Genomic DNA, 24,811 nt, shown 5'->3' with positions numbered 1-24,811 from the left:
CTGTACGGGGAAAGCCCGTCAGAAACGGAAGCCCGGCGGGCCGCAGGAAAATCGGTATCAACTCTAGCTCTGTCACGATGGTTCTCACTGCCCTCCAGGGCAGAGGGGCGAGCCCGGCACGCCCCCCTGGCTGTCGCTGAAAGATCTACCTGCGGCGCCACCACGGCCGCAGGAAATGACGAAAGGCCGTGCCCAGGGCCTGGATGATCTGTGGGCGGTCGGCTGAGCGGCTGCCCCGGAGGGCGGCGGCAGCGATCTTGCCAAAGGTGTTGCAGACGAAGGCGCAACAAATCACCGCTGCCATCGAGGCGACACACACGGTGACGAGGATGGGCGTGGAAAGCACAGCAGTCCTTTCGCGCCCGGCCGGTGTAGCGGGAAGAACCGTTTCCCGTGAGCACGGGCGCAGGCATGAGGTGGAGAGGTGAGATCAGGCGGAACGGGGGAGGGGGCGAATCGGCGACGCCGCGCCGTTCCTGTGGCCTGTCTGCTGTGCGAACGATGATGACCCAGGGTGCCGAATCCCGGCTGCATCGAGGCTGCCGGTGGAAGAAGAAGGCACGTGTGTGCTCCATATGTAGGCGGGAAGGCGATGTCCGGGTCAGACCCGGAAGCCTTGTCGTGGCCGAATGATCTTTCGAAAGTGTACGCAGTCGGTCTGATCGCGACAAGAAAGTTCGCGAGATTGATCAGTCGCCTTCGTTGCCGCTGAGCCCTGCGAGCACGGTCCGGAGGAATGCCTGGGTCTTCGGATCGGTGGAGTAGAGGCGCGTACCCCGTGTGCCCCGGGTGGCGAGGACCCGGTAGGTGTTCAGCGCGTACCGCAGGTACTGCTGAGGGGTGAGGTGTTTCAGGGCCGGGTCTTCGCTCTCGTCGGGCTGGGCCCGCCACCCCTGGGCCGTCCAGACGAGGTCCTTTCCCAGAATGACCGCCCCATAGTCGTACTCCATGCCTTGCGCGGTGTAGACGCACCCGACCTGGTGCTGTCCGCCCTCGTCCGTGGCCCAGAAGGCGCGTCCCGGGACCCCGTCCCCGGCGACGATCATGTCGGCCCGCGAGTTCCAGGGCCGCTCCCACAGGTGTTCCCCGGAAGCGTCCTTCCAGCGAATGGAAACGTCCGGCAGCAGAGGTGGGACGTCGGGGGAATTCCAGCGCCAGCAGTAGCCGGCGGTGATGCGCGCGCTCAGGCCGTCGCGTATGTGACCGGTGATCCACTCCTCGAGCTGTGCGGGATTCTCCGCGAGGGCCAGGTCGTAATCGTCGCCACTCCAGCGCGGCGGGTGCGCTTCCGGAGACAGCAGGGCGTCCACCCAGTCCAGATAGGGGCGAGAGCCGCTGCATCGGAACTGGGTGGGTAGATCGACACGGGCAAAGCTGCAGTTCTCCTGCTCGGCCATGCGCTGCAGCTCATCCACGGTGGTGCCTTCGCCTGGGCGGACGATCTGGCCTTCGTCGAGGAAGAGGACGAGGACGGCACACTCAGCTATCAGGTCGGTCAGCAGCTTGGGGAATTCTTTGGTGCGCAGGCCTTGGCCCGTGCGGGCACGGTGGGCCTCATCCAGCAGCACAACGCTCGTATCTTTGTTGAGCTCGCGGGGCAGGCGGGTGGTGAATGTGGCGATGAGCCCCCGCGCCGATTCTCCGACGGCGCGACCGAGCTGCTGAGACAGGGTCCCCGTCGGGGAGAGAAGACGCGGGTTGGCGCCGGATTCCCGACAGAGGTCACCAAAAATCCGGGTCGCAATGGCGGTTTTCCCGGTCCCCGGTCCTCCGGCGACGACGACGACGTGCCCACGGTGCCCCTGCCGTGCGGCTTTGATGGCGCTGTCGATGCGCTGACGCGCCTCGTCCTGCTCTCCGATGAGGCGAAACGTTTCGTGGCCGCTGATGACGCCGGCGACCCTGGCCAGCAGTTTCGGAGCCGGGCGGTGTCTCGTCTCCAGGAATTCGGTGACACGTTCCGGGGCCGCTGGCTGCAGCCCCGGGCAGTGGAGGCGTTCGGCCAGCAGACGCGGCGGAGTGTCAGCGGTCACGTCGTCGGGGCCGAGTATGGAGTACGCGGCGCTGGGGCCCGACTCCTGAAGCCTCCGCAAGCCGTTGATCAGGTCCGGAGGAGCCGCATGGAGATAAGCGAGGCCTTCGACGTCAAGGTGCAGCTCGGGAGGAACCCACTCGTTGAGGTAGTTGACGTAGCCACCGACCTGACGTGCCGGGTGGAGCACTTCCCTCTTTCCGACATGGAGCATCCCCGACCCCGCGTCGTGGGGCGCGGCATATTTCCACTGCTTGAGTTCGACGGCAACAGCGACCAGGGACTCTGCCCCGGGACGGTGGCCAAGAAGGAGCGCGTCGATGCGCTGGCTGGTGCCCGGCAGCTCGTACTCAAGCAAGAGGTGCAGCTCGCTCAGCTTCGCTGCGAGCAGGACCTCCAGCAAGGGCGGCCAGCTGTTCACCCAACTCTCTACTTCTTCTTCGCCGGGGGAGCGTCCGTGGATGGTGCGGTAGCGATGGGTGCACTCTCTGATGAACTCGGGATCGGTGACCTTCACCGCAGCCTCAGCTACCGTTCCTCCGAAAATATGCATGGCCACGATCTAATCAGTGGTGCCCGCAGGCAGCCGCGCCGCCCCTTGGGCACGGGGCGGTGGCTGATTTCGCCCTCTACCTGTCCACACTCGACCAGGTCACGCTGTCAGATGCGGCTGAATTGTCGACTGGCTTGATGTGCTGGTGGCGCCTGGGGGTGGCCGGTGGCCTACGTGCCGATACTCAAGGGCAAAGCGGGTGAGTTCATGGCCCTTGAGCACGCGACGCCTGAGGTCCGAGCTTGCATCCGCCCAGTGATGGAGATCGTCCCCGACCCGGAGCTCAGGGACATCTTGGAGACCTTCAGCGACCACGCCATGGACGCTGTGCCGAATGGCACGGTGCTCACCGTCGACTGTGGTGCCCTACCAGAGGTCCAGGTTCTCCAAGGTGACGTCGGCGGTCCGATGGCCCGAGTGAGTGAGTCGCTTGGCCTCAGGGGCGTGACCATGTGCCCGGTCGTCCGGTGCACCGACACCGACGGCGCGATGGCCGAGGCGGCGAGCGCGGTGGCCGGACACCAGAGCGGGGCGTGTCTTCGCGTCGCAGTGGCCGCGGACCCAGGCGAACCCTTCCCGGACAAAGAGCGAATTCGCGGGCTGCTCCGCGACCTCAAAGTCGAGCCCGAAGAGACCGACCTTCTGGTAGATGCCGGCCCCGTACGGTCCATCGCTGGTCGGGACGGCGCCGTGGAGCGCGTTCTGGAAGCGTTGAGGTTGCTTTCCCCGTGGCGATGGCGAGAGAGGTGTGTCGCTGCGGGCGCGTTCCCTGCCAATCTCACCGGCTTCCCCCGCGGCCAGGCGACACCTGTGCCACGGCTGGACGCGCAACTGTGGCAGCAGGTGATCAATCGGTGGGATGGCGAGCCGCCGGATTTTGGGGACTTCGGGGTCACGCACCCGCACATGCCGAAGAGATCCAAGGGAACGCCAGACCCCAACATGCGCTACACGACCAGAGGCGACTGGCAGGTCTTCGTCTACCCGAGGATCCGCTCCGGCAATGATGACTTCTTCACCCTGAGTCAAGACCTCGTCGCTTCCCCCTACTGGCCGTCCACTGGTGCACAGACCTCGTGGGGGGACGGCCGGATCCTCGACTGCGCTCATCGACGACGGCCGAAAGCCGGAGGTGGTGCAGAGTGGCGAGCATGGGCGACATCCCACCATCTTGCTGTGGTTTCAGCCAACTTGGAGGCCCTTGGGCGCCCATGACCGCTCCGCTATGTGAGGATGTCGGCCTCTCTGCCCGGCCAAGCGAGTTCGATCCCCGCCCGGTGACATATCCCGAGCCAACGGGAGTCAGTGGGTTCGTGCTCCACCCAGAGGACCGCCCGCACATTCGCGGCTCGAGCTCGGAGCAGATCGTGGTAATCGAGAAGCTGACCCACGCCGAGACGCATCTGTCGCGCCTCATTGGTTCTGGTCAGAGACTTGACCTCACATACGGCGAGGTCATGGTCACCCTTGCGCCAGGCGAGGTCGAAGTCCGGATCAGCCGCGCCGGGCGAGAGGACCGTCATCCCCCGCTCCCTGGCAGCCGCCGCCAGATGGTTCTGCAGTCTCCGATGTGCACTGAGGTTCCGCGTAGCGAGGTCCGCGTCCACTGGACCGGGGGTGGCGGCGGCCGGCTCGACAGTATCGTCCGCGACTCGGTACTCACAGCCCACGGGCACGGTAGCCGGCTGCGAAGCGATGCCCACGGGGACGAGATGGAATTGGATGACCCGCCGCATCGAGCCGCCGCCGGGCTCCGAGACGTCTGCGTAGTTGTACGGAGTCGAGGGATCCACCGCGAATTCCCCGACGTAGCGGACGTCATCGCCGACTCGGTCGAAGAGACGCAGCGCCAGGCCCTCGCGCGCATGGTCACGGACCGCCGTGTCGTTCGTGCTTGAGAGGTCTTGGTCACCGGTCCAGCCTTCACCGATGTAGCGGAAGGTCCCATCCTCCGCCCATCCGTTACGACCACCTTGTCCGTGATCGGTGTGTGAGCTGGTGAAGAGGAGAATGTTCCCGGACTCCGGGCATGTGCTGATGTCTCCGGCCCGGCTGCCTCCGTAGCGGTCGTGGAGATCCCCGCGCCGGATCGTGTCACCGGGCCGCAGCCGCCATTCGCGCGACCCAGCGGTACGGTGCTGGTCGAACGCTTCGCTGAAGGCTTCCCACTGGTCATCGCTCAGGCGATGGGGATTTCCGGCGAAGAGCGTCCGAAATGGCGAGGCACCCACGAACCGTGGGTCCTCGGTGAACTCACTCCGAGGGACCGGCTCGTCGAGCCATTCATCCATGACGAGTGGGGCGTACCAGCGTTGCCCTGGGTCCTCCTGCCAGTACTCGTCCGGAGAGGATGCCTGCTGTGTCGGGGGCCCGGTGAATCGACCGCGGCCGATGAGACCTCCCTTGGGCCCCGTAATCCACATGACGAACCGGCCGCCGTCTGCTAATTCCCTTCTGTAGCGCACCACGCTCCAGGCCTCCAGCTCACGGCCGTCCCGGCGGAATGAGTCCAGATCGAACACCTTTCGGTTGCAGGTGAGGAGCCAGGCGTTCATGTGTCACCTTCTGAGTCGGCCGACCTGTTGAGCAGGACTTGGAGGCTACGGCACGCCTCTGACACACGGTCCCCAGCCATCAGCCGGCTCCACAGCGATCGGCGCCCCGTCACGCATTCCACGTCGTGAACCTGACCGGTTCGCGGAGCGCCGCGGACGCTCCGTCGAGATCGGCCAGGCGGGTAGCCAGCGTCGCCTCGGCGAGGCGAGGTGGAAGGGCGACGCTGAACTTCAAGCCGGTCAGGGCGCGTGGGTCCACCGCGGGCAGGCACAGGTGCTCGGCGCCCTCCGCAGCGGCCTTCTTCCACTCCAGTGGGGTGATGTCCTCACGCAGCCGGACGTACGCGTCCGTGGGGCGCTGGAGGGGGTCGGCGACAGAGGTGAGCGTGGCGGCGAGGGTGGCATTGGCGCGGTATCCCGCCCACGTCCACCAGCGGACGTTCGTGTCCCGCCCGCCCCGCATGATCACGGTGCCGCCGGAGTGCACCAGGTTGGTGCCCGCCTCGCGGGCCTGGGCGAGGGCGCCCTCAGCGCGCCGGGTGAGGGTGACCGGCGGCGTCGCGCCGAGCAGCACTTCCCGCGCCGCCCGCATCAGCTCGTACGAGGCGGCGCGGGCGAAGCCGGCGCTGCCCCAGCGAGCCCTTCCGCCCCCGTCCACCGGCTCGACGAAGCACCGCCGCCGTGACCAGTCGATATAGGTCACCTGCCAACTGCGCCCGGCGAGCAGCAGCCGCCGCGGTCCCACGATCTCGTCGGTGAGCAACGCGGGGTCCGTGGTGCCGATCACGGTACGGCCGGACAGTACGGTGAACTCCGGCGCGGCGGTGAACACCGCCGTAAGGTCCATGAAGTGCCGGAAGCCGAAGCGCTGTTCCGCCTCGGGCCCGATGAACATCAGCCCGCCGTCCCGATTCAGGTATCCCTCGTCGATCAGGTGGCGCACGATGGGCTCCGCCGAAGCGCCGAACGGGCCGAGCCCACCCCACCATTCCCGCCACAACCGGTCGCCGACCCGGTGTTCCTGAAGACACAGGGCGAGGATCTGCTGGGCGGTGATATGCCGGGGTTCCGGCGGAGCGACGACCGGTTCGACCCAGCCGCGGGACCAGAGCAGGAGAAGAGCGGCCGCCGACAGCAGCCCGGCCTCGTCCACGGCCAGGAAGAGGCAGTTGCGCTTCGAGCCGGGCCGACGTCCGGTGCGGCCAAGCCGTTGAAGGAATGAGGCGACCGTTGCCGGCACGTCGATCTGGATGACCCGGTCCAGGTCACCGACGTCGATCCCGAGTTCCAGTGTGCTCGTGGAGACGATCACACAGTCGCGGGCCTCCGCGAAGGCTTCCTCCGCCCGGCGCCGCTCGTCCGCGGACAGCGAGGCGTGGGAGAGGAAAGTGGTGACCCCTTTCGCACGCAGCGCTTCGCCGAGCTTTTCCACGTCCCGGCGCGCCTCGCAGAACACCAGACGCTTCTCGCCCCGGTGCAGGGCCGCGATCACCGTTGCCGCATTGGCCAGCGACCCCACGTAGTCGAGTTCGATGTCACCGGGCGGAGGAAGCTCCGGAGTCTTCTCCCGCAGGTGCGGAGCGACGACCCGCGCCGTGCGCTTGCCGACCCCGGACCCCTGCAACCAGGTCAGCAGCTCCTCCGGGTTCCCGACCGTCGCGGAGAGGCCGACGCGCTGGACCGGCCGGTTGGCCACTCGCTCCAGCCGTTCCAGCACGGCCAGCAGGTGCCAGCCCCGGTCATCGCCCGCGAAGGCGTGTACTTCGTCGACCACGATCGCGCGCAGCCCCGAAAAGAAGGCCCGGTGATCGACGTTCGCGCTGGCCAGCATCGCCTCCAGGGACTCCGGGGTGGTCAGTAGTACATCCGGTCGTTCAAACAGGATGCGCTTGCGGCGCGTCTGGGGGACGTCGCCGTGCCAGAGCGCGGCGGTGCGACCGAGCCAAGAGGCGTACGTCTCCAGCCGGGGCAGCAGATTGTTCAGCAGCGCCTTGAGGGGACAGACGTAAAGCACCGACGTGCCTGTCCAGCTTTCCTTCACCATCCTCGACAGCAGGGGAAAGCTCGCCGCCTCGGTCTTCCCGCCGGCGGTGGGCGCCAGCAGTACCGCGTCCGTCCCGTCCATCAGCGGTGCGATCGCTTCTTCCTGGAGCGGCCGCAGGCCCGGCCAGCCCAGGGAATTCACGATATGGTGGACGAGACCCCGGTGCAGTCGGTCCAGCGGATCGGCGTCCCCCGGCACCTCCGTCACGGCAGGTCCAGGGCGATGTCGTCGGCACTCGTGGCCGCCGCCGCGTTGCGTTCGACCTCGCTCAGCTCCGCCGTGTTCACGGTCAGGGCGTAATGCTCGCGTGGGTCGAAGTCCTCGAACTGATCGACGCGGTCGAGGACGTCGCCGACGAGTTTCTTCAGGAACAGCCGGGGCGCGACCCCCACCTTGCCGCCCAGCGCCCCGCCTACGGCCTTGGCCAGCTCGGTGATGTACGCGTCGTCCGCGACCGTCTTGATGCGGTCCGGGTTCGAGGAGCCGCTCGCGTACAGGTCACGGATGGTGAGCCCCAGGCCGACGAGCGAGTCGAGGGTGAAGCCGGACAGCCGGAGCTGCACCGCGCGCGGGTTGTCGAAGCGGGGATCGGTGGTGAAGTCGGTGGCCAGCCGCTGAGCCAGGGGCGCCAGCCGCTGGATGCCCTGTTGTCCGTCGTAGAAGGCCGGTGTGCCGGTGATCATCAGATAGAGCCCGGGGAAGCGCCCGGAATGCACCTCGTCGATGAGCTGGCGCAGTGCGTTCAAAGCCTTGTCCCGCGCGTCGGAGCGTACCCGCTGAAGCGTCTCCACCTCGTCCAGTACGACGAAGAGTCCCGAGTGCCCGGAGTCGCGCAGCACGGTCAGCAGTCCCTGCAGGAAGCCGAGCGCGCCGAAGTGGTCCAGATCGCCGCGCACCCCGGCCGCCTTGCGCGCTGCGGCGGCCACGTGCGGCTGTCCGCCCAGCCAGGCCATGACGGCTGACGCGGTGGCCTCGTCCCCCGCCGCGAGCGCGTTCCGGTATCCGCGCAGCGCGATGGCGAACGACGGAGCGTGCCGGGAGACTTCGACGAGCCTGGCCGTCATCAGCCGTTCGACCTCGTCCGGCAGGTCCTCCTCCGAGGCGCCGGCGGCGAGCGCGTCCTCTTCCAAGGCGTAGGACCACGCGTCCACGACGGGCCGCAGTGCGCTCGGCGGGAACCCGGGTGTGGCCAGCCGCTCGGTGAGGCGGCGGTAGACGGTCTCCAGCTTGTGCAGCGGTGTCTCGTTCTCGGAGACCTGGATCTCGGCGACGGCGAACTTACGGCGCTTGGCACGCTCGCCGAGCCATCGCGTGAAGAACGTCTTGCCGGATCCGTACTCGCCTCGGACCGCCTTGAACACCGAAGCCCCCGAAGCGACGGCGTCGAGCTCTGCGTCCAGGGCCTGCTCGAAGCGCCCCAGCCCGGTCGCCAGGAGATCGAGTCCGCTTTCGGGGACGGCCCCACGTCGAAGGGCATCGATCACGTCGCGGCGCCGGGCGGCGCTGACGGGTCCGCTCCGGCCGGGGCTGTCTGTACTCACCCCATCAGTCTCGCACTGCGGCAGGCGATTCCGGCGTCCCTGTCATCGCACTTGACGCACGGTTGGTCACTTGGTGCAATCGTGTGTTTACACCGCTCCGCCTCAATCGGGGGGAAGACCCAGCGTGGCGCTCGACGGCCTCAACCTCGGCAATGTCCTCAAGCTCGTGGCATCCGGAGCTCTTCAGCTTCCTGATTTCCAACGCGAATGGAAATGGGATGACGAACGCATCAGGGCTCTCATCGCGACGGTGACGCTCGACTATCCGCTCGGCGTCGTGATGGCGCTGCAGACGGGCGAGACCTCCCAGTTCAAGCCCCGCACGCTCCACGGCGCGGAGAGTGCGGAGGGCACGATGCCCGAATTACTCCTCCTGGACGGGCAGCAGCGCACGACCTCCCTGTTTCAGGCACTTCACCGGGACCAGCCGGTCGATACCGTCGACGCGCGGGGCAAGGAACTCAAGCGCTGGTACTACATCGACATCGCCAAGGCCATCGGAGCGCCGGCGGACCGAGACGACGCGGTCGTTTCCGTGCCGGAGGACCGGATCCTGCGGTCCGATTTCGCCCGCAGGGTCGTCCTCGACCTGAGCACGGTTGAGAAGGAGTGCGCGGCCGGTTTCTTCCCGCTGCACCTCGTGTTCGATACGCAGCGCGTGAACGAATGGCTCCAGGAGTTCGTGAAGGTCGATTCGGCGAACTGGGGCATCTGGAGCGAGTTCCAGCAGCATGTCCTCAACAGCGTGCAGCAGTTCCAGGTGCCGATGATCAGGCTCCCGGCCTCCACCACCATGGACGCCGTGTGCGCCGTGTTCGAGCGGGTGAACACCGGTGGTGTGCCGCTCAACATCTTCGAGCTGCTCACCGCCACCTACGCTGGCAACCAGGAGCATGTCGCCGAGCGCGGCGACTACTACCGGCTCCCGGTCGAGTGGGAGCAGATCAAGAAGGATCTGACCTCCTCCTACCCGGTGTTCGGTCGCATGGAGGCCGGAGTCGAGGACGGCCTGAGCAGCAGCGACTTTCTGCAGGCCGTCGTCCTCGTCTGCACCTGGGAGGAGAAGCAGGCCGGCCAGCGCAGCTCGGTGGCCTGTAAGCGCCGTGATCTGCTGCGACTGCCGCTGACGGACTTCCGGCGCCTGGCGCCTCGGGTGGCCGAGGCGTTCAAGTGGGTCGGGTCGTTCCTGGAGCAGCAGTGCATCGTCCGCTCGGCCGACCTCCCGTACCGCACCCAGCTCGTGCCGCTGGCAGCCGTCCGGGCCATCCTCGGGGAGGAGCTGGACACGCCGGGGGCTGATGAGCGGATCGCCCAGTGGTACTGGTGCGGTGTGCTCGGTGAGATGTACGGCGGATCGACGGAGAGCCGTTTCACCCGCGATGTTGAGCAGCTCATCGGCTGGATCCGCGGCCATGAGGGGACCATCCCGGACACAGTCGCCGAAGCCGCCTTCCTGGACGACCGGCTGGACAGCCTGACCACGCGCAACAGCGCCGCCTACAAGGGCATCTACGCGCTGCTGGTCAAGCAGGGTGCGGTGGACTGGTACTTCACCGAGGCGCCCCTTACCGCCGGGCGGCTGATCGAGCACAACGTGGACGTACGGCAGATCTTCCCCAAGGGATGGTTCGCCAAGAACGCCCCGGCGCTATCGGCCAAGGCGAACTCCATCGTCAACAAGACACCGCTGTCCGCCCGGGTGAGCCGCAGCCTCGTGGGGTCTCCCGGCGTGTATCTCAAGTCGCTCACGCTGGAGTCCGGGATGCGGCCCGAGTGGTTCGATGACGTCCTCGCCACGCATCTCATCGACCCGGCCGCCCTGCACGAGGCGGACTTCGAGCGCTTCTACGAGAACCGCGCCCGGCAGCTCCTCGACCTGGTCAAGTCCGCCATGGGCAAGCGCACCGTCTTCCGTGACACGGCGAGCTGGTGAGTCAGGCCATGTCACAGCCACCTTCCGATGAGCGGCTCCGCGAGCTCCAGGGCAAGAAGATCCCGGTCAGCGAACTGCTCGCGATCTTCGGGACGCGGGTGCGCAACGACCAGTCCGTGCTGTTCATCACGCAGACCCTGAAGGATGCCGGGCTCTCGACCCTTCCCGACTTCGCCAATTGCAATGCCAAGGCCGATGTCCATGTCGTGCCCTTCGAGTCCGTGGTGGAGTCGGAGGAGGAGTCCGGTGGCCAAGAGGAAGAAGGTGAGGGGGACAGGCTGACGCCTGGGGCGCTGCCGCAGCAGTCCTTCAGGATCGGGGATCTCCCGGCCGCCCACAGCGGAGTGGACTGCGTGCCCTCCGAAGCGCTGGTGACCCAGGCCACCTATCTCATGCGCACCATGAACTACTCCCAGGTGCCCGTCATCGACGGCAGGACGACGCTGCACGGCGTGATCACCTGGAGTTCGGTCGCCAAGATGTACGAGACCAACGCGACCACCACCTTGGCGAACGCCCTGGTGGACGATCCGCCGATAGCCGACTGGCGGCAGGACTTCTTCTCCCTCCTGCCGATCATCTGCGAGTACGGCTACGTGCTCGTGCGGGACAACAGCGGACAGTTCACCGGAATCGTCACGGGCGCGGATATCACCGAGCGCTTCGATGCGACGGCGTGGCCGTTCTTCGTGGTGGGAGAGATCGAATTCCGGCTCCGCAAGTGCCTGGGCGCGGCGCTCGATCCGGACAACATTCGTGCGGTGCAGATGAAGAACAAGAAGACCGGCCAGATCACCGATCTGATGTTCAACGGCTATGTGAAGCTCCTCGACGGCCATCAGCAGAACCCGGCACTTCGCCCCCTCGCCGACCAGAACTGGCAGGCTCTGGGCTGGACGGGAGTGGATCGGGTCCAGTTCGTGCACCAGCTCGACCGGGTGCGGGAAGTCCGCAACATGATCGCGCACTTCGAGCCCGAGCCGCTGTCGAAGCGGCTGAGTGACGAACTGCGTCAGTTCGTCGGGCTGCTTCGACAGCTCACCTGACCTCGGTCGTCCGCTGCGGGACCCGTTACCTCAATTCGAACTGGTCCCGCAGCAACCCAAGGCTCAGCCGCAGGGTCCGGCCGTCCGGCAACGTCTCCAGGACCTGCACGCCGTCGTGGTTGAGGAGCTGCCGCAGCACGGCGGCGAAGCCGTCAGCCGCCCTGGAGGCGGGCAGGCCGATGCGCTGGGCGAGAGCGGTTACGGGGAGTGTGCCGCCTGCCTCCAGCAGCGCCCGTACGGCCTTCTCCACCCGGGCCAGCTCCGGTGGGCGGGGCCTGCGGGCGAGCAGATCCACCTGGGCCTCGAAGATCTCGGATGCCATCAGTCCGCTCACCAGCGCGTCGTCCGGTGAGACCGGCTCGGCGGAGAGCAGGGCGTCCTCATCCGAGGGGACCAGCGCCACCTCGAAGAGCGAGTCGTGGCTCCTGGCCAGCTCGGCGGCCTGCTTCGACGGCTTCTTCGCCTGGGCGGTGGCCTGGGCGGGCCGTACCGGCGTCGGCTGCTCGGCGGACGCGGATTCCGTGGTGAGCGACCACCACGAGGGCTGCTGGTCGCCCAGCTCCCGCCAGCCGCTGGGCGGTTCGGCGCCGAACGGCAAGAAGGCCAGGACGGGGATGGCGACCTCGGCCAGGGAGGCGCCCCCGTGGTAGCCGGCCTTCTGCGAGGTGTAGCGGGAGTTGGCGTCCCAGAGCGCGACGATCTGACCGCCGGGCTCCGGAGCGACCACCCGGGGCCCCGAGAGCGCGATCTCCGTCTCGGCGAGCGGGGGCCCGGCGGACCGGTGCCGGGCCGATTCCACGCGGTCGGGGTCGGCGTCGACCCGTACCCCGTGCCGGTCGATGACATGGCCGTGGTCGCTGGTGAGGATCACGGCCCGGCCCTGGGCGGCGGCGAAGCGCAGCAGCTCCAGGAGCCGCCCTATCTCACCGAGCCGCCAGGCGCCGTCGCCGAGCTTCTGCTCCGTGGCGAGCCGGTCGTCGATGGTGTTGAGCACCACGGCGACGTGCGTACGGTCGCCGACGAGCGCTTCGTGCAGCTCCGGCCCGAGGGAAGCCCCGCTGGTCTCGCCGCGCAGGTCGTCCTTGTGGAAGACCGCGGCCTCCTCCTCGCCCCAGAAGGCGTGCGCCGGGAAGAGCCTCGTCTCGTCGGCCTGCGTGCCCCTGGTGAGCCGGGCGGCGAACAAGGAGGTCCGGGACACTGCCGTGACGGTGGGCAGCGCGGCGGCCATCGCCCGGCGCCGCGGGAGACCCTTGGCCTTGGGCATCGGGTCGTACTCGACCCAGTGTTCGCGCAGTTCCTCGCCCAGCTCCGCCGCGATCGCGGCGCTCATCCCGTCGAGGACCAGTAGCAGCACCCGGCGTGTCCCCGCCTTCACTACCGGGCCGACGACGGTGGGCAGGAAGGACTCCACCGTCAGCATGCTCTCCGGAGACCTGCCGGCGGTGGTCCGGGCGGCGAGGCACTGGGCGAAGGAGCGGTCGATCTCGCGGCGGCGGGCGCGTACGGAGCCGCCCAGGGCGTCGTAGGCGGACTTCAGCGTCGGCTCCACGTCCCCGCCGGATTCGATGTGCTCCAGTGCGAGGTCCACCCATGCGGTTTCGTCGACATGGCGGTTGATACCGTCCGCCACGCTCTCGCTCTCCACCGCCGGTTCGGTCGCGAGCCACTGGGCGAGCCGCTGTGCCATGCGAGCCCGTTCGACGCGGGGCCGGGTGTCGGACTCGGGCGCGAGCCGGTGGTCGTCGAGCGCCGCCACGGCCCGCGCGATCCGCTCCCCGTCGTGGCCCAGGAGCGCGTCCCCGACGGCGGTGAAACGCCCCTCGAGCCCCGCCGCCAGCAACGGGCTCGTACGGGCGGCCTGTTCCGCGCCGAACTGCCGGGCCAGGGACGCCGCCCGGTCGAGCGCGGCGCCGGTCAGCCGACGCGCGGCCGACGATGCCTCGTCCTGGTCCGACCGTCCCGTCAGCAGCAGTCCGGAGACGAACTCCTCGCAGGCCCGTCCGAAGGCCGCCACCAGCGTGTCCAGGGCCTCCCCGGGGACGGGCGGCTCCTCGCCCAGCCATTGCTCGGCCCGCCCCCGGGCCCGGTAGTTCTCCGGATCCGCCGCCGCGTCCGCGTGCACCCACAGCGCCGCGCAGACGAGGCCGTACGCGACGGCGTCCGGCCCGTGCTCGGCCTCGACCAGGGCGAGCAGCGCCCGCCCGGCCTGCCCCGCCTGCTCCGACTCGCCGAGGAACTGCCGGATACCGGCCCGCTCGGGCGCCCGCAGCGCCAGATAGCGGTCCGGGCCGCCGGATGCCAGGGACCACCGCAGCAGCGTGTGGATGTCGAGTCCGTCGCCGTTCGCGGACAGGGCGTGCTGGTCACGGTCGGGGTCGTAGCGGCCGATGCCGAGTCTGCGGAGCGTGAGTTCGCCGAGCGCCTTGTCGCGGGAGAGCACACCGCCCGGCAGCTTGGTCCAGCCGGTCGGCGGGGTGGCGTCCAGCAGCGCCTCGGCCGCCCAGTTCTCGTGGACGAGCCGGTTGTCGGTGTGGAGGGCGCCGAAGGTTTCCCGGACCACGTCCCAGGTGTCCACCGCGTTGACGCGGTGGCGGTGCACTTTGGCGAGCAGGTCGGGGCCCAGCTCGGCCTCCTCCCGGTCGGTGAGCACGACCAGCACCTCGGGGCCTGAAGCCGAGGGCGCCTGATGTGCGAGGACCAGTTCGTACGCGGCCAGCGGCGAGGGCGCCGCCACGACGGTCGCCTGGCGCCGCTCGCCCCAGGCCAGCTCGGCCGGGCCGTCCCAGGAGGGCGCGGCACGCAGCAGTACGGCCCGGCGCTTGTCCGGCGTGAGCCGGGGCTGCGAGGCCAGGTACTGGGTGATGGTCGCGGCATTGAGCCGCACCGCGCTCGTCGTGCCCGCCGTGGCCGTGCTCGTGTTCGTGGTGCTCTCCGTGTTCGTGGTGGTCGTGCTCACCGCACACGCCTCGTTCCGCTCATGCTCATTCCACGACCCGCCAGGTGATCTCGACCATCGCGTCGGGCTCGCTGCGGGCCAGCTCGTCCAGCTCCGCCCGGAGCTGGGCCACCGCCTGCGCCGCCTTCGTCCGGCCACCGCCCGAGCGGCGCGCGGCGCGGCGGCCGGGGAGCGGGTGGTGGGTGGACACCGGCGGCTGGGCGGTGTCGTCGTTCAGGCTCACCTGGTTGGGCGTGGTGATCGGGGTGGCGGGGGAGGCCGGGGCGGGCACGGTCGCGGACGGCTGCGGACGGGCGGGCGCCTGGCTGCGCTCGATGACGGTGACGATGGACTTCCGCGCCTCCCGCAGCGCCTCCTCGAGCCGCATGGTGCGCTGGTCGGCACGCGCGGCGCCGCGCAGCGCCTCCAACACCGCCTCGCCCTGCGGCCCGTAGTTGGGCGCGAGCTTCAGCATGTCCCACGCCGCGGTCACCAAGGCGTTGGCGACAGTCTTGGCCTGCTTGATCGAGGCGCCGTAGCGGCTGGCGGACGCCTCGCCCAGATCGAAGGCGGCGAAGGCCGTGATGGCCTGCTTGGCCGCCGCGGAACCTCCGGCCGGGCCCTGGGAGAGGCGGCACAGCTCGTCCAGCAGGTCACGCGAGCGACGGGCGAGGGTGAGCCTGCCCGAGGCGGATTCGTCGGCCCCGTCCAGTCCGAGCAGCCTCGCGTGCTCCTCCAACTGGTCCACGAGCGTGTCCACATGCGGCTTGTACTCGCGGGCCTGGGTGGTGATCTGCCGCGCGAAGTGGCTGACCAACCGGCCGCGGCGCAGCTTCGGCGGCTGGTCGCCGAAGATGTCCCAGAACCGGCGCCCCGCCTCTTCCCAGACGGATTCCTCCGGCAGCGGCTGAGAGCGCAGTGCGTCATGGGGCTTGATCGCCGAGAGCTCGGGGGAGGGGTCGAGCAGCGCGCCGGCCCGCACCCAGACCCGGTCGTCCATCTCCGCGTAGGAGGCGATGACCAGGTTGGCGAGGAGGGGTTCCAGGCCCATCGGCTGGGGCCGGTCGATCCACTCGGTCAGCTGGACCACGCTCAGGTCGCCCGGCCCCGCGTCGTTACGGGCCTGCAGATTGAAGTGGTCCACCCAGCGGTTGGAGAGCTGGAAGTACGCCTCCTTCTGCTGGCCGAGCCCGAGCGGCGCCGCGATCCGCCGCATCGCCGTCCGGTCCTTGGCGGGAATCTCGGCCCGCCGCTCCCCGGCCTCCACCGCCGCCCGGATGTGTCCGAACACGGTGCGGGCGTCGCCGGACTTGAACGCGGTCTTGGTGCCGTCGGGGTCCAGGTCCGGGTGCGCGGGGAACTGGTGCGCCAACAGCTTCCTCACGATGTGCCGGGCCCCCTCGGACAGCGACTGCCCGATGGAGACCCGCAGCTCGGCGGGTGCGTCACGCAGGGGGTGGAAGTGGTCGTCGAAGGACACGTCGACATCGACGGACTTCTTGTCGGCGCAGTCGTATGCCTGCTTGAACGCCCTCTTCACGGTCTTCTTGAGGGATTCCCGCTGCTCTTCGAGGAGCACCCGGGCCCGCGCGCGATTGTCGGCGTTGAGGTGCTGGGCGTAGTGGGTGTCGAAGCGCCGCTGGTCGGCCAGCGCGTAGTCGATGACCACCAGCCGCTGGAAGTCCTTGAAGCGGGCGGCCGACAGATACGTGGGGATCCACCCGACGGTCCGGGGCCCGGCCCCGGACAGCGGTCGCAGACCACGCACGCGGTTGACGGCCTCGACGGCCCCGTGCTCGCCCTCGTGGAAGGGCAGGTCGATCACCAGCCGCCACAGGCCGTCCTGGCTGGGGGAGAACTCGTGGTCGGGCATGTTCTCGGTGTCGTTGACATCGCCGATCACGACCTCGGCGATCCGGTTCGACCCGCGCCAGACGAGCGTCAGCTCGTCCGAGCCCATCCGGTCATGGACCTCCAGGCCCAGTTCGTCGGCGAGGAGCCGCTTGGCGAGGGCTCGGCGGTTGGAGCGGTTGTTGTTCACGTTGGCGTTGGCGATGACGGAGTCGACGTCCACTCCGGCCAGTTCGAGCCGTACGCCCGGGTTGGTCTTGGTGCCGGTCGACTTGATCTCGATGAAGCGGGTGGCCCACTCGTCGACCTTCGCCTGGATCAGTCCGACCTCGGCACCGGGGATGGGGGAGAGGACAGAGCCGTGGTTGAGCGCGCCGAGCCGCCGGATGGTGAGGTCCCGGAGCGCGGGCACGCTGGGCGCGAGCGCGGAGAGCAGCAGCGTGCACATCAGCCGGTTGTCGCCGACGAATCCCTTGCAGCGGCCGACGAGCTGCTGATCGGTGATGGACTCGCGGCGGTGCTGGTAGCGCTCGACGTCCTCCTCGGTGATCTCGTACGCCGCCAGGAGGTGGGGCCGCAGCTTGGTCCGGTACAGCTTGTCCGCGACCTTGAACTCCACCTTCAGGCTGTCTACGAAGGGCCTGTCGCCGCCGTCCGCGATGACCGGGTACAGATCGCCGAGCGGGATCAGGTTCTCCAGCGTCGCGTCGTTCCGGTGGCTGGCGAGAAGCTGGCCCATGAGCTTGAGGCCGGTGCGGGAGCGCTGAAGTGCGGAGGAGATATGGACGAGCGTGTCCATGAAGGCGGGGGAGAAGGGGTACGTCAGCCGGAACGACTCCTCGTCGGCCCCGGTCGTCGTCTCGTCCGAGCCGAGCAGGACGTCCCAGATCTGCGGCCCGACCCGCTTGATCTTGGCGAAGGCCGCGTCGAGTTTGGCGGCGGCCTCGGCGTCCTTGGGGGTGAGGAGTCGGGCGTGAGCGATCTGGGGGAGGTTGCGGTCTTCGAGCGTGATCTTGTCGAAGCGGCCGGAGGCGAGGTTCAGGCTGTCCTGGATGGCTGTCTCGGCGGCGCCGGAGGTCTCTTCGCCGACGAGTTCGCGCAGGTCGCGCTGGCGGGCGATGAAGGAGACGATCGGGATGGCCCGGCGTGAGTCGGCGCCCTCCACGAAGTTGGTGATCTTGTCGGTCTCGCGGGAGACGAACTTCTGGTCGTGGATCCGGTTGGCGAGCCAGAGGATCAGCTCGTCCATGAAGAGGATCAGTCCGTCGTAGCCGAGCGACTTGGCGTGCTCGGCGATGACGGCGAGGCCGGCGTCGAGGGAGATGAACCCGTGCTCGTCCTCCGCCGCGTTACGGGCGAACCCGGGGAACCAGGTGACGCTCGCGTCATGGACGAGCTTCGCGCGTAGCTCGGCCGGCGTGCTGGGGTTGACGAGGTTCAGGTTCGCCTCGCCACCGTCCAGCTCCTCGGCGGCGAGGGCGGTGTTGAGCAGCTCCGGCGTCCAGGCGAACGGCTCGCCCCACTCGTCGTCGTCATCCTCGGTGTCGTCGGCGCCGGCCCCGGGGACGCTGGGGGCGTCGGCGAGCCCGTCGATGAAGGTCTGGTCGCCGACGCGCTGGCGGTGCGAGCGGATGTCCTCGAAGAGGGAGTCGGTCCGGTAGACCTGGGGGGTGGGGGCGTCCTTGTGCTGAGGAAGGCCCTTGATGTGGCTGACATAGCCGCCGAGGACGCGCTGCTCCAGCGACTTCGCGCCGAGCATGTGATACGGGACGAGCAGGAACCGCTTGCCGTCGGTGCCGAGCCACTCGTGCTTGGCCAGGACCGGATCGAAGTCGGCGCGGGCGCGGGCGGCCTGGTCGCCCCGGAGGAGGGCGTGCAGCACGGCCATGAAGTGCGACTTACCGGAACCGAAGGAGCCGTGGAGGTACGCGGCCTTCGAGGTGTGCCCGTCGAGGGACGCCTTGATGAGGCTGAGGGCCTCGTCGAAGTTCTCCAGGAGGCGCTCGGTGACGACGTAGTCCCGTAGTGCCCTTTCCGCGCCCTCCTCGGTGACGGCCTCGGCGAGCTTCAGGACGAAGTCGGAGGTGGAGATCGACGTCTTGATGTCGATGACGTCGCGGAGGAGAGGTGCCGTGCCGGTGGCGTTCGGTGCCATTGGTGTCTCGCTTCTCCTGGTTCCTGCGGTCCTGCTGGCGCGTGGGCCTGGACAGCAGGGTCTCCCCCCTGGGCCGGGGTACGGCGGTCACGGATTGTCTCCGTCCGGCCCCGGTGTGTTGTCGTCCGCCGTCATGGCACGGCTGCGGCCCGTCCTCGATCGTAACCGGGCCGTATATGGAAAAGAACCAGAGTGCGTGGCGGGCCGCGTGGGGCGCTATGCGGCCCGCACGGTCACTGGCCTACAGGTTGTCGAAATCTCCGGCGGTCATTCCAGCCTTGGAGGCTCGCTACTCGCCGGAGGTGAAGCAGAGGTGGAGTCCGGACGGGTTCTTTGAGTCGCGGACGGCCACCCCTCCGTCGGGGAGGGCCGCCAGTTCGAAGCACTCGCCGTTGTTTGCGGTGAAGCTGCTTTTCTGCCAGGCGAGGGTGGCAGGGTCGATCGAGTAGAGGTCCATCTTCTCCATCAGTCAGCCTTCCCTGTTTCTCGTGCGAGCGATGGCGTGGGCTCCGGCCGATGTGCGTGGCGGGACGGTGTGGGGCGTCCCGCCTTCGCTTCGTTCTTCCCCGGGGGTCCTCGGAGCCTGACCTCAGCCCAGATTCGCGAGGAAGGTGCCCCAGGCGGCACGGCTGAACGTGATGACGGGGCCGGTCACACGCTTGCTATCGCGCACATGAACGACGTGCGGGAGGTCGTCGGCGACCTCGACGCATTCATTGTTGCCACCGCTGTACGTGCTGCTGCGCCATGTCGCACCCGACAAGTTCGGCGATATGCCGCCTGCGCTCTTCATGCTTTGTGCTCCTTGGCCCTGCGATGGATGACGGTACGGGACTCCATCGGTGACAGAGCAGACGTGCGTGCGGCGTCGAATAGATCTTGGTAACGAGCGACCTCGACCTCTCGCTCCAGCCACATGGAACCGGTCGGGTTGTCCGCCAGCACCACGTCGAGTGCCCCCTCCTCGGGAAATCCCAGCACTACGTACGGCCCGAACATACTCGCATGGGCTCCACGGGAGAACGGCAGCACCTGAACGGTCACGTTGGGGTTCTCGGAGACGGTCAGCAAGTGCTGTAGCTGCGTCTTCATCACCTCTGACCCACCGACCTGCTGGAGCAGCACGGCCTCGGACAGAACCGCCCAGAGGCGCAACGGGGAGTCACCACTCAGACGTTCCTGGCGAGCGAGCCGCACGTGGACGAACGCCTCGATCTCGTCTGCAGTCTGCCACTGTTGGGAGGCCACTGTCACGGCCCGGATGTACTCGGGGATCTGGAGCAGGCCGGGCACGAGCTGGGCCTGGAACGTGCGGATGGAATCCGCCATGGTCTCCAAGGCGATGTAGTCACGGTACGTGTCGGCCAGGACCGAGCCGTACTGATTCCACCAGCCTTGCCTGCGGCGGCGGTTGGCCTTGCGCGCCAATGCGCCCAGCCGCCCGCTTACCTCGGGATCCGACACGCCGTACGCCTGCAGCATCGCCGTCAGGTCGGGTAGTCGTACTGCCACCCGACCGTTCTCAATGCGGCTGATCTTGCCTTTGGTGCAGTCGAGCGCCTCGGCAGCCTGGGTGGTGGTGAGGCCCGATGCATCTCGTAACCGCTTCAGCTCATCGCCAAGTTGGCGACCGAGGACGGTCGATGGGTTTGGGCTGGCGCTTTTCGCAGACATGCGTACACCTCTAGCAGGCCAGCGGCTTCCATGCGTCGAGATTAACTCGGAAGAGGGAATTTCGGCACGATCCCAGTCGGCAACGTTGCAGATTCGCAGCGTGCCTGGCCATCCTGCTGCGCATGGACATCGGTGTCCTGCGGCTCGAAGTGCGGTCTGTGTCGCGGGATTCCGGTCGAACGTCGACCTTCTGGGGACCGCCATGGCTGCACCGAACGAAGTCACCTTCCGCCTGTCCCGTCGCCGCAGCAGCGTTCCCAGGGCGCGTGCACTGTTGCACGCCGTGCTTGGTTCCTGGGGCGCTGGACCAGACGCATTACAGACTGGGGAGTTGGTCCTCTCGGAATTGGTGACCAACGCGCTGCGGGTGCGGGTGCCGAGTGACCGGCTGGTGGGTGTGCGGATCGCCCGGCTGGTGGACGAGGGGCTACTGCGGCTGGAAGTCAGCGACGCCGGCGATGGCAAGCCCGAGGTGCGGCAGCCCGGCGAGGATGAGACGGGTGGACGCGGGCTACAGCTCGTGGAGGCGATGGCGCATCGCTGGGGCTATGAGGCGCGCGCGTGCGGGATTGGAAAAATCGTCTGGGCCGAACTGAAGGTCCCGGGTCTGGCGCCGGAACGCGACGGCATCGAGGTCGCTGCGGTGGCGGTCCGGGCTGGTCAGCGCGTGCGGGTGTGGGGCGCATGGCACGTGGTCCGGAGTGTGGGCATGGAGCGGTCCTCGTCAGACGGTGGCAGGGACACGCTTGTGCTCGAACTGGGCGAGGGTCCGGCGCTGCGGATCGATTCCACCGCGCCGCTGACCGTATGAGACGGCGATGCGTCCTCCCCGTAACCGCGTGGGGAGGACGCATCGAGCTGATCAGTCGTTCTTGCGGCGTCGCCCACGAGTTGCCGGAGCGGGGCGCCAGTTTCGAAGATCGTCGTCGCTCAGGCCGTGCTCGCCCTGCTGGGTGGTGCGGTAGCCCGCGAAGAAGGCGGCGGGGGAGCTGCCGTACAGCGGGTCGAAGTCGTTGTGCCACTGGTCCAGCCAGGGCTGAAGCTCGAGCAGACCCGCGAGAAGCGGAGTCATCTCCTCGGAGGACAGCCCGTCGTGGTTGGTGAAGTACGTGGCGAGGGCCTGCGCCTGCTCGCGGTGATCCCAGCCCGCCCAGCCGAACAGGTTCGGCGTACCGGAGATCGCACCGGTCGCGTACGAGATGAACCGCTCCTTGGGCATGTCTAGCTTGCCCCGGGCCCGCCAGTAGGACGGCTTGAGGAAGTCGGCCGAGGTGTACTTCGGCGGCACGGGGATCGTGTCCCGGATCTTTCGCTTGGCGGGCTCGTCCGGGGCGGCGTCTTCCTTCCGCTGGAGAGCCCAGACGTGTTCCCAGTCCGCGCGCTTCTTGAGCGCGGCGGGCTTGTAGCGCAACGCGGCCAGGAACGGCACGTGCTCGTCGGCGAGGAGATCGGTGATGACAGTCGCCAGCTCCGTACGAGGGGCGTACAGCTCAGCGACGGACACGAAGTCCTCGTCGAGGGCGAGCGCGGAGGTGAGCTGGTCCCGGGTGAGGAGGGTCGGCTGCCCGTCCTGGAACCAGAGGGCGCGATTCTCTAGCCTGCCCAGCAGCCAAGACTTGAGGGCGCGCTCCTGGAGAACACCCCACCCCTCGGTCGCCCAACGGCGCTTGTACTCCGGTCGCTCGATCATCCCGATTGCGCGGGAAGTCTCGATGACGTTGATACGTTTTTGAACGATGGCCTTGTATGTATCGGACCAGTGGTCGGGCAGTTCAGTGATGGGTGTGGAGTTGTGCCGCTTAAACCACTCGCCGGACGCCTCACCCTTCTTGACGCGCCGAGCCAGTGCAATCTCAAAGGCGCGCTCGCCAAGGGCAAGTACGGGAACTTCGGATTCAGGAGCACATAGATCCTCCTCGTGTAGCTTGTACCGCGAGTACACCTTCCAGTCGAGCTCCTCTTGGAGGGCAATCATTCGGGCGAGTGTCGCCTCCCATTTAGCGCGCGCCTCATGAAGGGCGAGAGCGGTTGGGTGGGCACGGTCGAGGTCGGCCAGCGACGTCGGGGCTGCGGCATCTAGATCCCGAGAAAGGGAGTCGAGAGTGGCACCAAGGGTGGTTGGGTAATCAGCAGGGAGAGGGAAATCCTGGAGCTTGGTTCCTGTGAATTCGAAGAAGCGCTCCCAGTCATCACTAGTGAATCCCCCACCTTCACCTCGGATTCCCTTGTCGTGGCTGACCTGTTTCAGCCAGAAGCAGGCGGTGGAGCTATTGAGAATCCCAAGTAGTCCTTGATGTTCCTTCTCGCTGGTCCCTTCTTGAAGCTTGATAACTGGCGCTGATCTGTTGAAGACTTTACCGCCTCGATCCAGCGCAAAGTGGTTGTGGGTCGTCACGAACGCGAACGCAATTGAGAGTGGTACGCGATATCGCTCCTTGAAAAACATGGAGTACTCGAACCATGCCAGTCCGCGCCCCAGTTGTGTCTTTCCGAACGCAGTGCGGTCGCGGAGTCTTACGCGATGGGGCCACAAGAGCTGCTCGATTGAATCGGACGACTCAGGAGTCAATTTGTGGCTATTGTACGGCCACAGCGACATTACGGGATCCAAAACGAGGAAGTCTCGCACTTCGGTGCCCTCTACCAGCGGTCGTTGATGTTTTGGTGAGACCCGATGCCGGCGAAGGGCGCCCGCCCCGATCATGTATGCGTCGTCTTCTCGCGTAACAGCGCCCGATCCGATATCGCTCGCAACTCCTGACAGGGTTGTTTGTGCTGCGGAGTTGATCTGTTCTACCAACTCAAGGCCGCCCGCAGCAAGAATCCATGGTTGTTTATTAAAGTATCGCTCGCGTTGCAGGTCGTCTACTGAGATCCACTGGCTGATGGAGCCTGGCTGGTCGACATGGGTGACGATTGAGTTCCAGACCAGGCCGTCTTTCCCGTTCTCCGGTGCTTCGGGCTCGCCTTGAACGCTGCGCACGGTTCGAATCGTGGCTGTGCGGCTACTGCCGGATCGCTTTCGCCCAACCAAAATCACCGTGGGTGTGCCGTGTCCGGGAATGTATGCTCCCGATGTGTCGATGACCTCCGTCAGCTCAACCTTGTGGGCGAAGTATTCTTCGATCAATTTGGTCCCGAACTCCCGTTTCATGAAGGAATTCGCGGTGATCTGGCCGACCATTCCATATCCAAGGCCTTCAGGCTGTCCGGCCTTGGCCAACTGGAAAAAGCGTTCAGCGAAGGGGACCGACAGTGCGTACGCCCCACCGCAAGAGGCGTACAATTCCCTATACAATGCATTCAGCTTCTTGTCTTTCACCGTGATGTAGGGCGGGTTCCCCACCACCACGTCGTACCGCCCCACCTCAAGGATCCCCGGGTACTCGTGCACGTCCTCCGTCGTGTACGAGAACTCTGCCAGCGGATCACCGGACTCCTCCCCAAGCAGCGTCAACTCAAGCTGTCGCGCCTTCATGAGCGAGTCGCCCACCGCCAGGTGAATCGGCCAGTCGTACCGGCCCGCCTGTGTCAGCGTCCGCACTCCCGCTGCGGCCATCCCCCCAACCAACAGCCGGAACCGTGCAATAGCCACCGCGAACGGGTTGATGTCCACCCCGTGCACGGCATTCAGCGCATCCCGCACTCGCTCATGCACATCCCGCCCCGGCTCCCGCTCCGCGAATAGCCGCACCATCCGCCGGAACGCGCCCAACACGAAGTGTCCGGACCCGCACGTCGGGTCGATCATCTTCAGCTCGCCGAACTTCTGGCCCAGCTCCCGCACCACGGGGTCCATCGTTCGGTCGAGGATGAACTCCTCCACGAACTCCGGCGTCTGGAGCAGCGCGTACGTCTTCCGGGCCGATTCCGACAACCACTGATACAGGTCACCCAAGAACCGGGTGTCCCACCCCTCCGTACCGTCCTCGTTCAGCGGGTCGGTGAAGTCATGCACCAGCTTGCCGTCGTCACCTTCGCCTCGCTCGCGCCAGAACTCCACCAGCGCGCGCGCACCGTCATGCGACAACGGAATCTGGTACAGCGGATTGCGCTGCTTGTTGAACAGCAGCTTCCCCGCCTGACCCGCGCCCAGTTCCTCAAACGCCCGCTCCAGCCAACCCCGGTAAGTCGGGTCAGCCTCATCCTCCACGTACTGCGCGTACCGCGCCTCCGCCAGGTCCCGACGCTCCGCGTCCGGACCCGACAGATACGGCTCGGGGATCAGCCCGTTGTCCTCGCAGAACCGTACGAACACCGTGCCCAGTACCCACGCCACCGCGACCTGAGTCACGCGCTCGTCCAGCCACGCGTTCCAAGTTGCCGCTGTACGTTCCAGCTCGCGCGCCTTGTCGTACTCCGCCCGCAGCCGCCCCGCGACGGCCTCCGCCGCCCGCACCCGCTCCACGCGGTCCGCCGACAGCCCGTCGCCCTCCGACAGGCGGGCCTCCAGCCAGTCCGCCCACTTCGACGCGCCCGAACCCGATCCCGC

The 24,811-nt window shown here is 67.5% G+C and carries 15 protein-coding genes; 4 read left to right on the top strand and 11 right to left on the bottom strand.

The genetic code is table 11. The features are described from left to right. Positions 1-145 precede the first annotated feature (145 nt). Together JK364_RS14470 and JK364_RS14465 are read right to left on the bottom strand one after the other, a co-directional pair. Positions 146-346, bottom strand: a complete 201-nt coding sequence (locus JK364_RS14470) for a hypothetical protein (protein ID WP_201851341.1) — start codon at positions 344-346, stop codon at positions 146-148. Between the two features lie 343 nt (positions 347-689). Next, entirely contained in the window at positions 690-2,549 is a 1,860-nt protein-coding gene (locus tag JK364_RS14465) for a DNA/RNA helicase domain-containing protein (protein ID WP_307841278.1), read from the bottom strand. A gap of 210 nt (positions 2,550-2,759) precedes the next feature. Between JK364_RS14465 and JK364_RS14460 the strand changes: the two genes are divergently transcribed. Then, entirely contained in the window at positions 2,760-3,800 is a 1,041-nt protein-coding gene (locus JK364_RS14460) for a beta family protein (RefSeq protein ID WP_307841277.1), read from the top strand. 8 nt (positions 3,801-3,808) lie between these two features. Here the strand turns inward: JK364_RS14460 and JK364_RS14455 are convergent, their stop codons facing one another. The 3 genes from JK364_RS14455 to brxD form a co-directional block, all read right to left on the bottom strand. Further along, a complete protein-coding gene (locus JK364_RS14455) occupies positions 3,809-5,140 on the bottom strand; it encodes an SRA domain-containing endonuclease (protein WP_201851336.1) in 1,332 nt (443 codons plus the stop codon). Between the two features lie 109 nt (positions 5,141-5,249). Continuing rightward, positions 5,250-7,391: a DEAD/DEAH box helicase gene (locus JK364_RS14450; protein ID WP_307841276.1), complete on the bottom strand. Its 2,142-nt coding sequence runs from the start codon at positions 7,389-7,391 to the stop codon at positions 5,250-5,252. Then, positions 7,388-8,725 (bottom strand): BREX system ATP-binding protein BrxD, encoded by a 1,338-nt coding sequence (brxD, locus tag JK364_RS14445; protein WP_201851334.1) that lies wholly within the window; start codon positions 8,723-8,725, stop codon positions 7,388-7,390. Before brxD ends, JK364_RS14450 begins: the two co-directional genes overlap by 4 nt. A 124-nt stretch (positions 8,726-8,849) precedes the next feature. Here brxD and JK364_RS14440 point away from each other — a divergent pair, with 124 nt between their 5' ends. Continuing rightward, positions 8,850-10,658, top strand: coding sequence for a GmrSD restriction endonuclease domain-containing protein (locus JK364_RS14440; RefSeq protein ID WP_201851332.1), 1,809 nt, complete (start codon positions 8,850-8,852; stop codon positions 10,656-10,658). A gap of 8 nt (positions 10,659-10,666) precedes the next feature. Continuing rightward, positions 10,667-11,704, top strand: a complete 1,038-nt coding sequence (locus JK364_RS14435) for a CBS domain-containing protein (protein WP_201851331.1) — start codon at positions 10,667-10,669, stop codon at positions 11,702-11,704. Positions 11,705-11,729: 25 nt separating this feature from the next. Here JK364_RS14435 and pglZ read toward each other — a convergent pair whose 3' ends face one another. The 5 genes from pglZ to JK364_RS14410 all read right to left on the bottom strand — a co-directional run bounded on the left by pglZ (position 11,730) and on the right by JK364_RS14410 (position 20,319). Beyond that, positions 11,730-14,660, bottom strand: a complete 2,931-nt coding sequence (gene pglZ, locus JK364_RS14430) for a BREX-2 system phosphatase PglZ (protein WP_201851329.1) — start codon at positions 14,658-14,660, stop codon at positions 11,730-11,732. A 25-nt stretch (positions 14,661-14,685) separates the two neighbouring features. Continuing rightward, positions 14,686-18,645, bottom strand: coding sequence for a BREX-2 system ATPase PglY (pglY, locus tag JK364_RS14425; RefSeq protein WP_201851327.1), 3,960 nt, complete (start codon positions 18,643-18,645; stop codon positions 14,686-14,688). Between the two features lie 289 nt (positions 18,646-18,934). After that, positions 18,935-19,111: a DUF397 domain-containing protein gene (locus JK364_RS14420; RefSeq protein WP_201851325.1), complete on the bottom strand. Its 177-nt coding sequence runs from the start codon at positions 19,109-19,111 to the stop codon at positions 18,935-18,937. 123 nt (positions 19,112-19,234) lie between these two features. Then, positions 19,235-19,438, bottom strand: a complete 204-nt coding sequence (locus JK364_RS14415; protein ID WP_201851323.1) for a DUF397 domain-containing protein — start codon at positions 19,436-19,438, stop codon at positions 19,235-19,237. Then, positions 19,435-20,319: a helix-turn-helix domain-containing protein gene (locus JK364_RS14410; protein ID WP_201851321.1), complete on the bottom strand. Its 885-nt coding sequence runs from the start codon at positions 20,317-20,319 to the stop codon at positions 19,435-19,437. Before JK364_RS14410 ends, JK364_RS14415 begins: the two co-directional genes overlap by 4 nt. Between JK364_RS14410 and JK364_RS14405 the strand changes: the two genes are divergently transcribed. Next, positions 20,318-21,130, top strand: a complete 813-nt coding sequence (locus JK364_RS14405; protein WP_307841274.1) for an ATP-binding protein — start codon at positions 20,318-20,320, stop codon at positions 21,128-21,130. The genes JK364_RS14410 and JK364_RS14405 overlap by 2 nt on opposite strands. A gap of 51 nt (positions 21,131-21,181) precedes the next feature. Here the strand turns inward: JK364_RS14405 and pglX are convergent, their stop codons facing one another. Then, complete coding sequence (gene pglX / locus JK364_RS14400) at positions 21,182-24,742, bottom strand: BREX-2 system adenine-specific DNA-methyltransferase PglX (protein WP_230991967.1); 3,561 nt, start codon at positions 24,740-24,742, stop codon at positions 21,182-21,184. Between the last annotated feature and the right edge of the window lie 69 nt (positions 24,743-24,811).

Source organism: Streptomyces endocoffeicus, from assembly GCF_016741935.1.
Lineage (GTDB): Bacteria > Actinomycetota > Actinomycetes > Streptomycetales > Streptomycetaceae > Streptomyces > Streptomyces endocoffeicus.
The sequence above is the reverse complement of the archived record's forward strand: the minus strand, read 5'-3'. Positions and strand labels throughout refer to the sequence as shown.

Bases quoted from the DNA above. Each gene is read 5' to 3' on its own strand.
- JK364_RS14455 (WP_201851336.1), bottom strand. From the start codon at position 5,140: ATGAACGCCTGGCTCCTCACCTGCAACCGAAAGGTGTTCGATCTGGAC.
- JK364_RS14435 (WP_201851331.1), top strand. From the start codon at position 10,667: ATGTCACAGCCACCTTCCGATGAGCGGCTCCGCGAGCTCCAGGGCAAG.
- pglY (WP_201851327.1), bottom strand. From the start codon at position 18,645: ATGGCACCGAACGCCACCGGCACGGCACCTCTCCTCCGCGACGTCATC.
- JK364_RS14420 (WP_201851325.1), bottom strand. From the start codon at position 19,111: ATGGAGAAGATGGACCTCTACTCGATCGACCCTGCCACCCTCGCCTGG.
- JK364_RS14415 (WP_201851323.1), bottom strand. From the start codon at position 19,438: ATGAAGAGCGCAGGCGGCATATCGCCGAACTTGTCGGGTGCGACATGG.
- JK364_RS14405 (WP_307841274.1), top strand. From the start codon at position 20,318: ATGCGTACACCTCTAGCAGGCCAGCGGCTTCCATGCGTCGAGATTAAC.
- JK364_RS14410 (WP_201851321.1), bottom strand. From the start codon at position 20,319: ATGTCTGCGAAAAGCGCCAGCCCAAACCCATCGACCGTCCTCGGTCGC.